Annotated in this window: 15 protein-coding genes; 5 read left to right on the top strand and 10 right to left on the bottom strand. The window is 61.1% G+C overall.

The features are described 5' to 3' along the window. Nucleotides 1-3: 3 nt before the first annotated feature. The 3 genes from FHT75_RS23370 to FHT75_RS23360 form a co-directional block, all read right to left on the bottom strand. Nucleotides 4-948: a carbohydrate ABC transporter permease gene (locus FHT75_RS23370; RefSeq protein WP_047611637.1), complete on the bottom strand. Its 945-nt coding sequence runs from the start codon at nucleotides 946-948 to the stop codon at nucleotides 4-6. Continuing rightward, nucleotides 941-1,846: a carbohydrate ABC transporter permease gene (locus FHT75_RS23365; RefSeq protein ID WP_047610242.1), complete on the bottom strand. Its 906-nt coding sequence runs from the start codon at nucleotides 1,844-1,846 to the stop codon at nucleotides 941-943. The genes FHT75_RS23370 and FHT75_RS23365 overlap by 8 nt, the downstream gene beginning before the upstream one ends. A gap of 182 nt (nucleotides 1,847-2,028) precedes the next feature. After that, nucleotides 2,029-3,264 carry an ABC transporter substrate-binding protein gene (locus tag FHT75_RS23360; protein WP_063475053.1) on the bottom strand — a complete coding sequence of 412 codons (1,236 nt, stop codon included), beginning with the start codon at nucleotides 3,262-3,264 and terminating at the stop codon, nucleotides 2,029-2,031. Between the two features lie 453 nt (nucleotides 3,265-3,717). On the opposite strand from FHT75_RS23360, the gene FHT75_RS23355 reads away from it, so the two are divergent. Continuing rightward, nucleotides 3,718-4,761 (top strand): LacI family transcriptional regulator, encoded by a 1,044-nt coding sequence (locus FHT75_RS23355; protein ID WP_063475054.1) that lies wholly within the window; start codon nucleotides 3,718-3,720, stop codon nucleotides 4,759-4,761. Between the two features lie 96 nt (nucleotides 4,762-4,857). Here FHT75_RS23355 and FHT75_RS23350 read toward each other — a convergent pair whose 3' ends face one another. Beyond that, complete coding sequence (locus FHT75_RS23350; protein WP_063475055.1) at nucleotides 4,858-5,748, bottom strand: LysR family transcriptional regulator; 891 nt, start codon at nucleotides 5,746-5,748, stop codon at nucleotides 4,858-4,860. Nucleotides 5,749-5,923: 175 nt separating this feature from the next. Here FHT75_RS23350 and FHT75_RS23345 point away from each other — a divergent pair, with 175 nt between their 5' ends. The 3 genes from FHT75_RS23345 to FHT75_RS23335 are packed head-to-tail and all read left to right on the top strand — an operon-like array spanning nucleotide 5,924 to nucleotide 8,196. Next, entirely contained in the window at nucleotides 5,924-6,538 is a 615-nt protein-coding gene (locus tag FHT75_RS23345; RefSeq protein ID WP_063475056.1) for a C39 family peptidase, read from the top strand. Nucleotides 6,539-6,571: 33 nt separating this feature from the next. Next, the gene (locus FHT75_RS23340; protein ID WP_063475057.1) at nucleotides 6,572-7,660 is read left to right on the top strand and encodes a D-alanine--D-alanine ligase family protein; all 1,089 of its coding nucleotides are present in this window, start codon (nucleotides 6,572-6,574) and stop codon (nucleotides 7,658-7,660) included. After that, nucleotides 7,657-8,196: an AAA family ATPase gene (locus tag FHT75_RS23335; protein ID WP_063475058.1), complete on the top strand. Its 540-nt coding sequence runs from the start codon at nucleotides 7,657-7,659 to the stop codon at nucleotides 8,194-8,196. The genes FHT75_RS23340 and FHT75_RS23335 overlap by 4 nt, the downstream gene beginning before the upstream one ends. Before the next feature lie 18 nt (nucleotides 8,197-8,214). On the opposite strand, the gene FHT75_RS23330 is transcribed toward FHT75_RS23335, so the two are convergent. The 6 genes from FHT75_RS23330 to FHT75_RS23305 all read right to left on the bottom strand — a co-directional run bounded on the left by FHT75_RS23330 (nucleotide 8,215) and on the right by FHT75_RS23305 (nucleotide 13,802). Then, nucleotides 8,215-8,832, bottom strand: coding sequence for a class I SAM-dependent methyltransferase (locus FHT75_RS23330; RefSeq protein ID WP_063475059.1), 618 nt, complete (start codon nucleotides 8,830-8,832; stop codon nucleotides 8,215-8,217). Nucleotides 8,833-8,932: 100 nt separating this feature from the next. After that, nucleotides 8,933-9,442: a GNAT family N-acetyltransferase gene (locus tag FHT75_RS23325; RefSeq protein WP_047610252.1), complete on the bottom strand. Its 510-nt coding sequence runs from the start codon at nucleotides 9,440-9,442 to the stop codon at nucleotides 8,933-8,935. Between the two features lie 56 nt (nucleotides 9,443-9,498). Then, the gene (locus tag FHT75_RS23320) at nucleotides 9,499-9,993 is read right to left on the bottom strand and encodes a GNAT family N-acetyltransferase (RefSeq protein ID WP_063475060.1); all 495 of its coding nucleotides are present in this window, start codon (nucleotides 9,991-9,993) and stop codon (nucleotides 9,499-9,501) included. A 689-nt stretch (nucleotides 9,994-10,682) separates the two neighbouring features. Further along, nucleotides 10,683-12,002: a C4-dicarboxylate transporter DctA gene (gene dctA / locus FHT75_RS23315; protein ID WP_063475206.1), complete on the bottom strand. Its 1,320-nt coding sequence runs from the start codon at nucleotides 12,000-12,002 to the stop codon at nucleotides 10,683-10,685. Nucleotides 12,003-12,082: 80 nt separating this feature from the next. Continuing rightward, nucleotides 12,083-13,138: a 4-oxalomesaconate tautomerase gene (locus FHT75_RS23310; protein WP_063475061.1), complete on the bottom strand. Its 1,056-nt coding sequence runs from the start codon at nucleotides 13,136-13,138 to the stop codon at nucleotides 12,083-12,085. Continuing rightward, nucleotides 13,131-13,802: a 4-carboxy-4-hydroxy-2-oxoadipate aldolase/oxaloacetate decarboxylase gene (locus FHT75_RS23305; protein ID WP_063475062.1), complete on the bottom strand. Its 672-nt coding sequence runs from the start codon at nucleotides 13,800-13,802 to the stop codon at nucleotides 13,131-13,133. The genes FHT75_RS23310 and FHT75_RS23305 overlap by 8 nt, the downstream gene beginning before the upstream one ends. A 105-nt stretch (nucleotides 13,803-13,907) precedes the next feature. Between FHT75_RS23305 and FHT75_RS23300 the strand changes: the two genes are divergently transcribed. Beyond that, the gene (locus FHT75_RS23300) at nucleotides 13,908-15,158 is read left to right on the top strand and encodes a LysR family transcriptional regulator (protein ID WP_097543702.1); all 1,251 of its coding nucleotides are present in this window, start codon (nucleotides 13,908-13,910) and stop codon (nucleotides 15,156-15,158) included. Nucleotides 15,159-15,165 lie beyond the last annotated feature (7 nt).

Genomic DNA, 15,165 nt, shown 5'->3' with positions numbered 1-15,165 from the left:
AGATCAACCCTTCACTGCGCCAGCGGCGATGCCGCGGACGAAAAGCCGTCCCGACACGAAGTAGACGATGAGCGGCACGAGACCCGTGAGAATCGTTGCCGCCATGTTGACGTTGTATTCCTTCACGCCCTGGACGGAATTGACGATGTTGTTGAGCTGCACGGTCATCGGATAAGTATCCGGACGGGTGAAGACCACGCCGAACAGGAAGTCGTTCCAGATGCCGGTCACCTGCAGGATCATCGCGACGACGAAGATCGGCAGCGACATCGGCAGCATGATCTTCAGGAAGATTTGCCAGAAACCGGCCCCGTCGACACGCGCCGCCTTGAACAGTTCCTCCGGCAACGACACGAAGTAGTTGCGGAAGAGCAGCGTCAGAATCGGCATGCCGAAAATCGAATGCACGATGACGAGGCCGCTCAGCGTGCCGTAAATGCCGATTTCGCGCAGGATGATGACGATCGGATAGATCATCACCTGATAGGGAATGAATGCCCCGATGATGAGGATCGAGAAGAAAAGCTCGGATCCCCGGAAGCGCCAGTTGGCCAGCGCATAGCCGTTGACCGAGGCAATCGCGATCGAGATGATGACCGACGGCACCGTGATGCGCACCGAATTCCAGAAGCCGCGCGACAGGCCATCGCAGTTGAGCCCGGTGCAGGCCTGCGCCCAGGCCTTCACCCAGGGCTCGAAGGTGATCTCCATCGGCGGCGAGAAGATGTTGCCGAGACGGATTTCCGGCATGCCCTTCAGCGACGTCACGACCATCACATAGAGCGGCAGCAGATAATAAAGTGCTGCGACGATCAGCGTACCGTAGAGCATGATGTTGCGCGCCGACAGCGCCGGGCGCGGCCTCGGGCCGCTGGGGCCGTCGCCAAGCTTCGGGGCAACGGCGTCGATGCCGGCAGCAACGGTGTTGAGAGCTTCTATATTAGCCACGCTTGCGCCCTCCACCAAATTCCAGATAGGCCCACGGAACGATGATGATCGCGACAGTGACGAGCATCATGGTCGAGGCGGCAAAGCCCTGCCCCAGGTTCTGCGCCTGGAACATGTAGTCGTAGACATATTTCGCCGGCACTTCCGAAGAAATACCCGGTCCGCCGGACGTCTGAGCGACCACAAGATCGTAGACCTTGACGATGCCGGAGGCGATGATGACGATCGTCGTGATGAAGACCGGCCGCATCATCGGGATGACGATGAAGAGATAGGTCTTCCACATCGGAATACCGTCCACGCGCGCCGCTTTCCAGATGTCCTCGTCGATCCCACGCAGGCCGGCAAGCATCAGGCACATGACGAGACCCGTTCCCTGCCACAGCGCCGCGATCAGAATGCCGTAGATGACGATTTCAGGCGTATAGAGCGGATTGAAGGTGAAACTCGTCCAGCCGATCGAGCGCACCACCGCCTGAATGCCGAAATCGGGATTCAGAACCCATTGCCAGACGAGGCCCGTCACGATGAAGGACAGCGCAAAGGGATAGAGGAAGATGGTGCGGAAGGTGTTTTCGAAACGGATCTTCTGGTCCATCAGTGCGGCGAGCATGAAACCGATGACCAGGCTGAAGATCAGCGAGAGGATGCCATAGACAGCCAGATTCTGGATCGCCGTCACCCAGCGGGGTGCCGCCCAGAGGCGCTCGTACTGATCGATGCCGACAAAGCTCAACCTCGGAAGGAGCTTGGAATTGGTGAAGGAATAAAACACCGTCCAGAACGTGCCGCCGACAAAGATTACCAGCGCTGTCAGGATCATCGGGATGGACGCAATCTTTGCATTCAGATTGCGCAGTAACTTGTTTGGCCGGCCTGCTTTCGCTTGACCCGTCATGAACACTTCTCCTCAAATCGCGACTGCGACCCGTGACAGAACGGCAAAGCGCCACCTGTCGTCCCCACCTCCGAAACCTGCTGAAGATACCGGAGAAACCTCGCTGCGGACCGGACCATCACCGATCGCCCGGAACGATCCGGCTCACCAAGAGCCGGATCGCAAGGCAGCGAATCTGCTGATCAGTCAGCAGAAGCGATGATCCCGGCGAAACGCTTCTGAGCGTCTTCCGGCGTCATCGATGGGTTGGCGAAGAATTCGGAGAAGAGATCTTCCTTCTGCTTCTGGCTGTCTGCCGAAAGCAGCTGGTCGGTGCCTTGGATCACGTTGCCCTTGGCCAGGATGTCGAGACCCTTCTTCATGCAGTCGTTGGCGGCGGCGAGATCGACGTCGCCGCGAACCGGCAGCGAGCCCTTCTTCAGGTTGAAGGCAACCTGGGTCTTGGGATCGAGCAGGGTCTTGGCAAGCACGGCCTGCGCCTTGGACTTTTCCTCATCCTTCAGCAGCGGGAAGTAGAAGGCGTCGCCACCGGTCGAGATGATCTCGTTCACGCCGAGGCCCGGCAGGCAGGTATAGTCGGTACCGGCCTTCTGACCGGCGAGCGCGAATTCACCCTGCGCCCAGTCACCCATGATCTGGCCGCCGGCCTTGCCGGTGATGACGAGGTTGGTGGCCTGGTTCCAGTCCTGGACGTTGCTGCCTTTGGCCATGCGCCGTGCATCGTCTGCTGCCTTGAACACCTTGGCGATTTCAGGACCGGCGGCAACTTCCGCATCCTTGTCCTTGAAGACCTTGTTGAAGGTATCCTTGCCCGCGACCGCAACCATCAGCACGTCGAAGGCGCCGGTCGCCTGCCACGGCTGACCGCCGACGGCGAGCGGAATGATGCCGGCCTTTTCGAGCGCCGGAGCGGCGGCAACGAACTCGTCCCAGTTCTTCGGAACTTCGACGCCGGCCTTCTTGAAGGCGGCGTTCGAAAGCCACAACCACTGCCAGGAGTGGATGTTGACCGGAGCGCAGTAGATCTTGCCGTCGATGGTGCAGGAATCGAGCAGGCTCGACGGACGAACGATGTCCTTCCAGTGCTCGGCGGTCGCCACGTCGGTCAGATCGCGCATCAGACCGGCCTGAACGAGTTCCTCGGCCTGGCGGCCATGGTTGAACTGGGTGGCGCCCATCGGGTCGCCGCCGGTGATGCGGCTGATCATGATCGGACGGGCCGTGCCGCCGGAACCGGCGATAGCGCCGTCGACCCAGTGGTTGCCGGTCGCGTCGAATGCCTTGGCCAGTTCGGCGACGGCAGCGGATTCACCGCCCGAAGTCCACCAATGGGTGACTTCGAGATCGGTGGCGTTGGCGGCGCCGAACGGAAGCGCGACCGAAGCGGCAAGCAGGCTTGCCATAATACGGATTTTCATGAGTTCTCCTCCCTCACTGAAACGTTGCCGGAAAAACTTAGATCAATCGATTTCTCCACGCAACTGTCCGCCTGCAAATTTTTCTGCGAACATCCAAATTGCTACTTCTGCCTGTTTTCCACAGAACCGATGCATTCCATGGATCGATCTGTAGTAAAGCTTTCTCGCATATGCGTCGTTGATTTATATCATTGATAGATAACATTAAATTTTATAACACATTCTCGCCTCTCGCATTGCCTCCTTCGCAACTGCAGAAAAACAAGCCACAAACCATCGATTCAACCTATGGCTATAATGCTGCTGCGCACACAAGAAAAAGCACTCGACATTTCTACTGTATCGTTACAGATTGCATTCCTTAGGGAGGCGCGATTTTGGCAGGCGGCGGGCTTACGGCGCTGGAAAAAGCCTCTATAAGCGACACCAATTCGCGCGAGGCAGGCCTAAGGGATGGAAAACAAGGGAAATTTCGGGCAAACGGCATCGACGCCGGCAGCGCGTGAGCGCCCGACATTGAAGACGATCGCCTTCATGACCGGCCTTGGCGTGACCACGGTGTCGCGCGCGCTGAAAGATGCGCCTGACATTGGGGCGGAAACCAAGGAGCGGGTGCGCATGGTCGCCCGCCAGCTGGGCTACCAGCCGAACAGGGCGGGTGTGCGCCTGCGCACCGGCAAGACCAACGTCATCGCCCTTGTCCTCAGCATCGACGAGGAGATCATGGGCTTCTCGAGCCAGATGGTCTTCGGCATCTCCGAGGTACTGTCCGGCACGCCCTATCATATCGTCATCACGCCGCATTCCCATAGCAAGGACCCGATGCTGCCGGTGCGCTATATCCTCGATACCGGCTCGGCCGACGGGGTCATCATCTCGCGCATCGAGCCGGACGATCCGCGCGTCAGGCTGCTAAGCGAACGCGGCATGCCCTTTGCCACGCATGGGCGCACCGATGCAGGTCTCACGCACCCTTTCCACGATTTCGACAACGAGGCCTTCGCCCATCAGGCGGTGGAAAAGCTCGTCAAGCGCGGCCGGCGCCGCATCGCCCTGCTGCAGCCGCCGAGCAAGCTCACCTACTACGCCCATATCCGCATCGGCTTCCAGACCGGCCTGCACGATTACGGCGCCGAGGAAGTGCCGCTGCGCATCAACACCGACGCCCCGCTCGCCGACATCCGCGACGTCGTCGAAGTGATGATGCGCTCGGCCAATGCGCCGGACGGCATCGTCTGTTCGGCCGGCAGTGCAGCCATCGCCGTCAATGCCGGCATTGAAGCCGCTGGCAAGGCGCTCGGCCGCGACCTCGATATGGTCTCTAAGCAATCGGTGCCGATCCTCAACTGGATCCGCCCCGAGATCATCACCGCCCAGGAAGACGTGCGCCAAGCCGGCCGCGAAATGGCCAAAGCCGTCATCGCCCGCATCGACGGCGTCGAACCGGAGCTGCTGCAGAGCATCAGTCAGCCGACCTGGCCGGAGAGCGGGAGATAGGGGGCAGCGGATGGAGCGCGGCATCGTCCGACACTCGGCATCCTTGTACGCGTAAGCCAAAGGCCGGCGCCTCGAAAGACACCCCGCGACGCGGCGTCACGCGACGGCCCTCACCAACGCATCAAGCACCGCTGCAATCTTCGGATTGCGCCCCTCGCCGTGCCGCGTGATCGCATAGATGTTGCGGTAGACGGCTGGCGTCAGCGGCTTGACGGTCAGGCCTTCGGCGAAATCCCGAAGCGCCAGTCCGGGCATCACCGAAATCGAACAGCCGGCCTCGACAAGCGCGAAGACCACTTCGAAACTGTCGCTGAAGCCGTTGATAACAGGCTCGAAACCGATATCGCGGCAGGCCTGGCGGATGGCCATGGAATAGGCGCTGGAGGCGACGTCGTGCGCCCAATGGTCATCCCTCAACTGTCCGAGTTCGATGACGGGCTCGCTCTCCAGCCTGTGGCCGGCGGGCAGCAGCACGAAGAGCTGATCGCGGCACAGGAACAGCGTATCGAACGGGCCTTGCAAGGTATGGGGATCGAAGGATATGTCGTCGGCAACGACGATATCGGCCTGCCAGGATCTGAGTGCTGCAACCCCGTCGGCAGGTCCCATCGTCGTCATGACCATGCCAAGATGCGGGTGATCGTTTGCCAGTTGGCGCATCGCAGCCGGAATGAAGGAGGACGCCGCCGAGGGTTGAGCGGCGATCCTGAGATCCCCCGCGACGATATTCTGCAGCTCGGCAATATCGGTCTTGGCCTCCTCGACAACGGCGAATATCCGGTCGGCATGCACAACCAGCCGCCGGCCGGCCGGTGTCAGCGTCACCCCTCGCCCACGCCGCTCGACCAGCGCAATTCCGACTTCATCCTCCAACTGGGCGATCTGCTGGGAAACGGCCGAGGACGAAATGCCGAGCGCATCGGCAACCGCGGCCATCGTCTCACGGCGTGAGAGCTCGCGAAGCGTGCGCAATCGGAAAAAATCCAAATCCGGCTCCCTTCAATCGTATCAATCAGCCATATTTTCTAATCTATATACTTATTTTAATTAAGTAGACCTGCAGGAAAACGCATCCTACCCTCGGATTCGGAGGCGGGCATCGGCTCGAAAAAGCCAAGATTGCCAGCCATCTCATGAGGTGAATCACGGGGATATCGACAGGATGCAGCAGAGTGGCGTGCCCTATTTCAGCCAATGGGAAACACCCGGCATGACGCTGCCGGTGCTTGCCGAGGGACCACAGGCCCTGCTCGGCGACCCGCTCTGGCATCAATCGGGGGCCGCGACGATCGAGGAATATGCGCGCTGGGCAGTCAATGTCTGCGGCATGGCATGCCTGAAGATGATTCTTGCCGCGCGCGGCGAGATCCACCCGACCCTCGAGCTTGCTCGCGCCTGCACTCGCCACGGCGGTTATGTCGTCGACGAGATCGATGCCTCGATCAAGGGGCTGATCTACGCGCCCTTCGTTCGATTCGTCGCCGAACACTTCGGGCTTGGCGCGGAGACGGTGACCGGCGTCGAGACATCGGCCCTTCCGGAGCTTCTGTCGAAGCGGCGCTTTTTCATCGCATCGGTGAACTCGGGCATCCGCTGGCCGGAACGCGAGCCACCGTCGAAGGGCGGGCATCTGGTGCTGGTAACGGCGGCCTCGCAAGAGGTAATCCGCTTCCACAACCCGTCCGGCCACGACGCGGCGAGCCAGGCTGATGTCACGCTGCCGCCTGCCGTCTTCGATCGCTTCTTCGCCAAGCGCGGCATTTCGGTCAGCGCCTGACCTTTTCAACACCAGATCGTTTCGGAGGCTTTCATGACCCCTTCCCCAAACCGGCTGCGCATTGCCGTGCTCTTCGGCGGCCGCTCGGCCGAGCACGAGGTCTCCGTGCTCTCGGCAACCAATGTCATGGGAGCGCTCAAGCCCGAGAAATACGACGCCGTGCCCATCTTCATCACCCGCGATGGACAATGGCTGCTGAGCAGTTTTGAGGGCGACACGCTGGCGACACCTTCGTCAGGAACGGAAATCTGCCTCGTGCCGGGCGGACGGGGCCGGATGCTGGCAATGCCGGCCCATGGCGCGCCGCATGAGTTGGCAAGGATCGATATCCTGTTTCCGGTGCTGCACGGCCCGCATGGCGAAGACGGCTCAGTCCAGGGCGTAGCGGAGGTGGCCCGCGTTCCGCTCGTCGGCTGCGGCATCCTCGGCTCCGCCGCGGCGCTCGACAAGGACATCGCCAAACGTCTGCTGAGGGCCGCGGGCCTGCCGGTGGCGCGCGCGGTGACGATCCATGAGGGCGCAGCACCATCGCTGGCAGCCCTCGAAGGCGAGCTCGGCCTGCCGCTCTTCATCAAGCCGGCGCGGCAAGGATCGTCGGTCGGCGTCGCCAAGGTCCATGCCAGCCAGGAATTCGCGCCCGCCCTTGCCGAAGGCTTCCGTCATGATCGTACGCTGCTTGCCGAAGAATTCGTGCGCGGCCGCGAGATCGAATTCAGCGTGCTGGAGGATACGGCAGGAGAACTCTTCGTCTCACGGCCGGGAGAGATCGTGCCGGCGGAAAGCCACGGCTTTTACAGTTATGATGCCAAATATATCGACGAGAAGGGCGCGGCGCTGAAAGTCCCGGCCGAGCTGCCGCAAGAGGTCGAGGCGGCCATGCGCGACGTGGCCGCCCGAGCCTTCCGGGCCGTCGGCTGCGACGGCATGGCCCGCGTCGACTTCTTCCTGACGGATGACATGCGGTTCCTCGTCAATGAAATCAACACCATCCCCGGTTTCACTGATATCAGCATGTATTCCAAGGCGATGGCGGCAAGCGGCGTCGGCTATGCCGAGATCATCGACCGGCTGGTGGATCATGGACTGGCGCGCGCCGGCCGGACGACGACAGCCCGAACATGAACAGGTTGGTGTTGATTTCCGGATGTTCCGGCGGCGGAAAATCGACGCTGCTGGCGGAGCTTGGCCGTCGCGGTCATGCAATCGTCGAAGAGCCCGGGCGGCGGATCGTCAGGCAGGAGCTCGAGGAAAACGGTACAGCCCTGCCCTGGATCGACATGGCGGCCTTCGCCCGCCGCGCGATCGACACGGCAACGGCCGACCACGCGGCGGCGAGCGCACAGACCGGCTGGGTGTTTTTCGATCGTGGGCTGATCGATGCGGCGGCAGCGCTTCAGCACCTGACCGGCGAACCGGTCCTCAAAAAAATGAGCGCTGTTCACCGCTATAACAGCAGCGTTTTTCTGACCCCGCCATGGCCGGAAATCTATGTCAACGACCCCGAGCGGCGCCATGGCTTCGATGAGGCGGTCGCCGAATACGACAGGCTCGCCGCGATCTATCCGATGCTTGGCTACGAGGTCGTCATGTTGCCGAAAGTCGCCGTCGCCGACCGCGCTGATTTCGTCCTCGACCGCTTGTCCCGGGAAACGAAGTAGCGGCCTCCCGCCGGCATCTCAACGCCTGCGCAGGACACACCACTGGAAAGACTGCCGGCCGCCGCCGGGCGTCGTATGCTCTTCGCGCCAGTCGCGCTCCAGCGTGAAGGTGTGCGAGAATTCTGCCGCCAGCGCGGCCGCATCGTAACGCTGGACCGGCAAGCCGCTGCATCGTTCGGGCCCGTCCGGCGCGAAGGTCGCGATGATCACGATACTGTCCGGCGCCGTGCCGGTTTCGAGCGCGCGTCGATAGGCCAGCCGCTGCTCGGGCTCGCTCAGGAAGTGAAAGACGGCGCGGTCATGCCACACATCGTAATGGCGGTCGGGTTGCCATGCCGTCACGTCGGCAACCACCCAGGCGATCCGGGCGGCTTTATCCTGCAGCCGCACCTTGGCGACTTCGAGCGCCGGGGCGGCGATGTCGAGAACGGTGAGATCAGACCAGCCGCGCTCAATAAGACGGTCGACAAGATTTGATGCGCCGCCGCCCACATCGATCAGCGAGGCCGTGACCGGCAGTTGCAGCTCGTCAAGCGCCTGCAAGGAAGGCCCGGGCGTCGACTGATACCAGCTGACACTGTCGGCAGATTTCGTGCGGTAGACCTCGTCCCAGTGTTCCCGTTTCGCGCTTGTCATCCGATATCCCCATCTCTTGCGGAGCTCGACATCCTAACTGATCGACATGTAGGGACTGAGACGTCGGCAACCAGTCGCAGTGCGCCTCAATGTTCTCCGTTCAGGGCGCCAAGTGACGATAGACCAGATCCTTAGGGTCATCCCGGGGTGCTGTGAGATCGAGGCGCGCGCCCAGCCGCTCCGCAACGGCAGCGGAAGCAGCATTGCCGGGAGCGATATAACTGACGAGCGACAGTAGCTTGAGTGCCGCAAAGGCCCAGTCGCGCAGCGCCGAGGCTGCTTCGGTGGCATAGCCCTTGCCCTCATATTCCTCATAGACGAACCAGCCGAGTTCCTTCTCGGGAAAGAGCGGTCCGTGATTGATCCCCACCTGACCGATGCATTCGCCGGTTTCGCCAAGCTCGATCATCAGCGCTCCATGCCCGAAAAGCTGCCACAGGGCGACGTCGTGACAGAACATCCCCCAGGCCGCCCGCAGACCGAACGGCCCGCCCATTCCAACCGATCGCGGCGACGCCATCAGCTGCGCATAGGCGGCGAAATCGTCGATCTCGGGCATGCGGAGCCTAAGACGCTCGGTTCGAATAGTCAGCGCGCCCGTTTCGGACATGTCGTCGCCTTCTCTGTCAGATTGGCTTTGGAGCTTTGGCCGTTGAACGGACTATTCTAGCCTTCAAATGCCGGGGCGAATTGCAACGTACCGCCTGGCGGGGATCCGCGAAAAACAATTCGCTGCACGAGCCGCGTATCGAGGTCGAGATATTTCAGTTGCCCATCGCTGCTGAAACCGACACGGCTATAGATGTCGGGATTGCCGATCAACGCGCATCCGCTGGCACCCATCGCGTTCAGCAGTTCGAGCCCCTTGGTAATCAGCGCCATGCCGATGCCCTGCCGTTGCCGCTCCGGCTTCACCGATATCGGCCCGAGACCGAACCAACCGCCATGCGCGCCGTCAATCGTCACCGGTGAAAAGGCGACATGCCCTAGAATCTCGCCACCCTCTTCGACGACCAACGATATCGTCAGATCGCCCGCCGCGCGAAGTCTCCGGATGATCTCTGCTTCCGTACCGTTGCTGTATGGCATCGGCTTGAATGCGGTCGAGGTCAGATCGTGGATCGCGTCGAAATCATCAGGCGCTTCGTATCGGATCAGCATCTCTGTCATTTTCCCCCAGCGCTATTCAAGGTTGGCATCGATTAAACACCACTCCGCGAGATCGATGGCATTATTCTTCGTAGAGGCGCAACTCCTGCCCTGGGTCGACATGGCGGCCTTCGTTAGTGGCGAAAGTATCCATTCCTTCATGACAAAAACCGCGCTCAGTTGCGCCGAGGTCGGCGGCAGGTGTGGTACCGGACGCCAGCATTGAAGGCTCGGAGAAGCCAAGACTGCGATGCCCCCGAGAAAAGTGGCTGCCGCCGAGAACCTGTGCGACGGCAGCCGAGGTGCCCCGGGAGGAGGCTGGGAGTTCGAAATCTCGTCTTCAACATTCGCATGTTATGGTTTCAAGTCGGATCGCCGTCGGTATGGCACTGAGGCCGAGGGGTTCCTCCTCGAATTCCGTTGTCACGTCGGCGGTTGTGGAATTGCAGCACGCCTACTCTTTCCGGTGCTGCTAGCTGTACACGAGAGCCGAAAGCCTCAATAGCGGATGACTCTCATTTGCTGCACCGCGCTTGCTGCGACGTCGAATGGACGAACACTTTAACATGGAGCATTGAAACGCCGGTCGCGAGATTCGCCTAAACCGTGAAAATTCATGAGGGCGTTCCCTACGGATGAATTCTCACGATCTCTCGAAACGCAGTCGGCCGTGCGTCTTCTTATATCACCCTGTTGATGGCTCAAGCCACCACGATACCCTGCTCGGCGCGGACGCGTGCATTGCCAATCGTCTCAGCCAGCATCTTCTCGTCGAGCTGGCCTTCCCACTTTGCGACCACGACGGTGGCAAGCGCATTACCGATCAGATTAACAAAAGTCAGTCCCTCGGCGAGGATGCGGTGAATTCCGAGGATCAGCGCGATGCTGGCGACCGGGATGGTTCCGGTGGTATTCAGGGTTGCCGCCAGCACAACGAACGCCGCTCCGGCGATGCCCGCCGCTCCCTTCGAGGTGAGCAGCAGCACCGCGATCAGGCCGAGTTCATGCCAGAAGGTCAGATGTGTGTTCGTCGCCTGTGCCAGGAAGACCGCAACGGTGGTCAGATAGAGGCATGTGCCGTCGAGATTGAACGAATAGCCGGCCGGGATGACGAAGCCCACCACGCTTTCCTCACAGCCGGCCTTGCGCATCTTCTGGATGAGGCGCGGCAGCACCGTTTCAGTCGACGTGGTCGCAGCGACGATCACGATTTCATCCCAGAGATAGCCTAGCAGCCGCCACAGACTGACACCGCACCAATGGGCGACGCTGCCGAGGACGATTGTTGTGAACAATGCGCAGACGACGAAGAACTCGATGATCAACTCGCCCAGCGACCAGAGCGAGGCGGTGCCGAACTGACCGACGGTAAAGGCAATTGCGCCGAAGGCGCCGAGCGGCGCGAAGTACATGATATAGCCAATGATCTTGAAGAACCCTTGCGAGGCGCTTTCGATCACCTGGAACACTGGGCGTCCGCGCTCTCCGATGGCGGCGACGGCGATACCGAACAGGACAGAGATAAAGAGCACCTGCAAAACGTGTCCTTCCGTCAGTGCACTGGCGAAGGTGTCCGGGATGATGTCGAGGAAATAGCCGGAAATGGACTGGTCGTGCGCAGTCGCAAGATAGGTCTTGATCGATGCGGTATCGATTGCGGCAGCGTCGATGTTCATGCCCTCGCCCGGACGCCACAGATCGACTGCGATCAGTCCGAAGATCAGCGCCAAGATCGTGATCGCCTCGAAATAGATGAGGGATTTCAGCGCGACGCGCCCGACGCTCTTCATGTCGTTCATGCCGGCGATACCATGCACAACGGTGACGAAGATGATCGGCCCGATCATCATGCGGATCATTTTGATGAAGGCATCGCCGAACGGTTTCATTGCCACCGCTGCGGCGGGTGCGAAGTGTCCAAGCAGAATGCCGATCAAGGTTCCTGCCAGCACCTGAAACCATAGCTGGCCCAAGATGCCGAACCGACTTGCTGGTCTTTTCGTCTCTCCTGAATACGTCATCGTCTTGCTCACTCCCATATACGTCATGTCCATTCCCTCCCAAAAAACGTCACGCTTCCAATGACCTGTTGCCCGGCTGCTCAGCCAAACAAAGTGCCGTCGAACAGTTTCCGGGCAGTACGCAGCATGCCCGCTCCTTTGATCACGCCCTGACCGTTCATCTCGATGACGCAGCCGGTCATGCCGCTCGGATGCTCGACTTCGAGCATCTTGGATTCTCCGTCGGGGATCGCGGCCAACACCTGTGCCGGCGAGCCGTTTATAAGGCAGGCAGTGGCGACGCTGACCGCGCCAAGCACGCCGATGGACGCATGGCAGCGATGCGGAATGAAGGAGCGGACACTGATCGCTCCACCGGTCCTCGGGGCGGAGAGCAGCATCATCTTGGGGACTGATTGTTCGGCGACATCGCCCAGGTTCATCAACGGCCCGGCCTTGAGACGGATCGCCTCGATCCGCGCTTTCAGTTCGGCATTGGCATCAAGCGTCGCCCGATCCTCATAGCCGGTGATCCCGACATCGCTGGCCCGCAAGATCACACAGGGCATGCCGTTGTCGATCAGTGTCGTCTCGACACCTTCGATCACGTCCACCGGGTTGCCCGTGGGAAGCAGAGCGCCGCAGCTCGACCCGGCGATGTCTGCAAAGGCGAGCGGGATTGGAGCCGCCGTTCCCGGAACACCGTCGATCCGCGTGTCGCCCTCGTAGGTAACCTCACCGCCCGGCGTCGACACCGTCGCGATGGCCATCTTGCCGGTATTGACCATGAAGATCGCGACCGGGGTCTCGCCGTTCTTCGCCGCGACCAGCCCGCGCTCGATCGCAAACGGACCGACGCCGGCCAGCATGTTGCCGCAGTTCTGCGCATCGCTGACGATTGCCTGATCGACGAAGACCTGCAGAAACAGATAATCGACGTCCACGCCCTCCCGTGAGGAGCGGGAGACCACAGCGACCTTGGAAGCCAGCGGATCGGCTCCGCCCATGCCGTCGATCTGGCGTGGATCGGGAGAGCCGAAGGCACGCAGCAAGAAGGTATCCCGCTTGGCGATGTCGGCGGGAAGGTCATCGGCAAGGAAGAAACCGCCCTTTGACGTTCCGCCCCGCATCCACATGGCGCGCACGGCTTTAGACATAACGCAGCCCCTTGTCCGTCAGGCGCTCGCGCATGGCGTAAATATCAAGACCGAGTTCACCCTTTGCCAGCCGTTCGCGCTTCTCGGCTTCCTTGGCTTCGCGCGCCTGCGACTGTTCGAGGACGTCTGCGGCATCCGCGCGGCGGACGACGCAGACGCCGTCATCGTCGGCAATAATGACATCGCCAGCCTGGACCAATTCTCCAGCACAGACAATCGGCACGTTGACAGATCCGAGTGTCTCCTTGACGGTTCCCTGTGCAGAGATTGCCTTTGACCAGACCGGGAATCCCATGGCGGTGAGATCGCGCACGTCGCGCACGCCGGCATCAATGATTAGGCCGCGGCACCCTCGGGCCATCGCCGATGTGGCGAGCAGATCACCGAAATAACCGTCCTCGCAGGGTGAGGTAGGGGCGACCACCAGGATATCGCCATCTTTCAATTGTTCAATGGCAACGTGCATCATCCAATTGTCTCCGGGCGGCACGGAGACGGTGACCGCGGAACCGGCGATACGGGCACCGGCGTAGATCGGCCGCAAGCGGCTGCCTAGCAATCCAATGCGTCCTTGCGCCTCGTGGACCGTGGCAACACCGGCCTTTGCCAAGCCGTCAATGACGGCGGTATCGGCGCGATCGATTTGCGTGATAACTGCGGGCATGTTTGATCCTCAATCCATATTCTATTGCATCTATGGAAGGGGAATTTTGGCCGGCAAAGCAAACTGGATTTGCGCACGCCCCATAAGCTATGCTGAAGTGTGGCCATGATTATGCACAGAGAACTCAACCTGCGGCACCTCGAAGCCGTTGCCGTTGCCGGACGACTGGGAAGCATCAGCAGCGCGTCCCAGGTTATGAACCTGTCGCAACCGGCGCTAACCCAGGCCGTCGCCAAAGTGGAGGCCCAACTTGGCCATCTGCTGTTCGACCGCCAACCAAGCGGTGTGATTGCCACCGAGGCGGGGCGATTGATAACAGCCCGCATTGAACGCGCGCTTGCCTACGTGGCGCGCGGCGGGCAAAGCGTGCGACGCGGCGCCCGCTTGCCGCCGCTACCCCACATCGAACGGCGCATCACCTTTGGACAGTTGCGGGCGCTGATCGCGGTCGACAAGGCGGGCAGTTTTGCACTTGCCTCCAAACGAACAGGCCTCTCGGAACCCGCTTTGCACCGGGCGAGCCGCGATCTGGAGCAGTTGCTGGGCGTGCCGCTTCTCACCCGCCAGGGACGTACCGTTCAGCCGACCCCGGCGGCCGTTCTGTTGCTGCGTTTCGCGCACTTGGCACAATCGGAGCTGAATTCCGGCTTCGACGAACTGGATGCACTTCGGTCAGAAGGCGCCGGACGTGTCACCGTCGGCACCATGCCGCTGGCGCGTGCAATCCTGCTGCCACAGACATTGGCCCGATTTGCCCGCACCTATCCGGTGGCATCGGTCAACGTCATCGAGGGCCCCTATACGGAATTGCTGGCGAGACTGCGTGAAGGCGAGATGGATCTCCTAATCGGGGCAATGCGCGACCCACCGCCGGTAAAGGATATCGCTCAGGAGCCCTTGTTCATCGATGACCCGGTGATCGTCGGTCGTGCGGGCCATCCCCTGCTGACGGAGCCGGGATTTCCCTTCTCACGGCTATTGGATTTTCCGTGGGTCATTGCCACGACGGGCGCCCCGGTGCGCCATAGGTGGGAAGAAATGTTCACGGATCAGGGGCTGGAGCCGCCCCGGCTGCGGATCGAATGCGGTTCTGTTCTGGTGGTCCGCGGACTGATGCTGGAGGACGACTGGCTGACGCTGATGTCGCGCGACCAGTTCCTGTTCGAGCGACGGGCCGGGCTGCTCCACGAGATCGCTGGCACAGGGCCGTCATTGCGTCGCCAAATCGGCCTTACGACACGCGATGACTGGCGCCCGACGCAGCTTCAGATGGCTTTCATGGACACTTTCCGTGCCGTGTGTTCGGAGTGGACCTCAGGAAAAGCAATGGAGCGTCAACCGTTCCGATATGCCTGATTGGCGT

It is taken from the genome of Rhizobium sp. BK112, assembly GCF_014193215.1.
GTDB classification, from domain to species: domain Bacteria; phylum Pseudomonadota; class Alphaproteobacteria; order Rhizobiales; family Rhizobiaceae; genus Rhizobium; species Rhizobium anhuiense.
The sequence above is the reverse complement of the archived record's forward strand: the minus strand, read 5'-3'. Positions and strand labels throughout refer to the sequence as shown.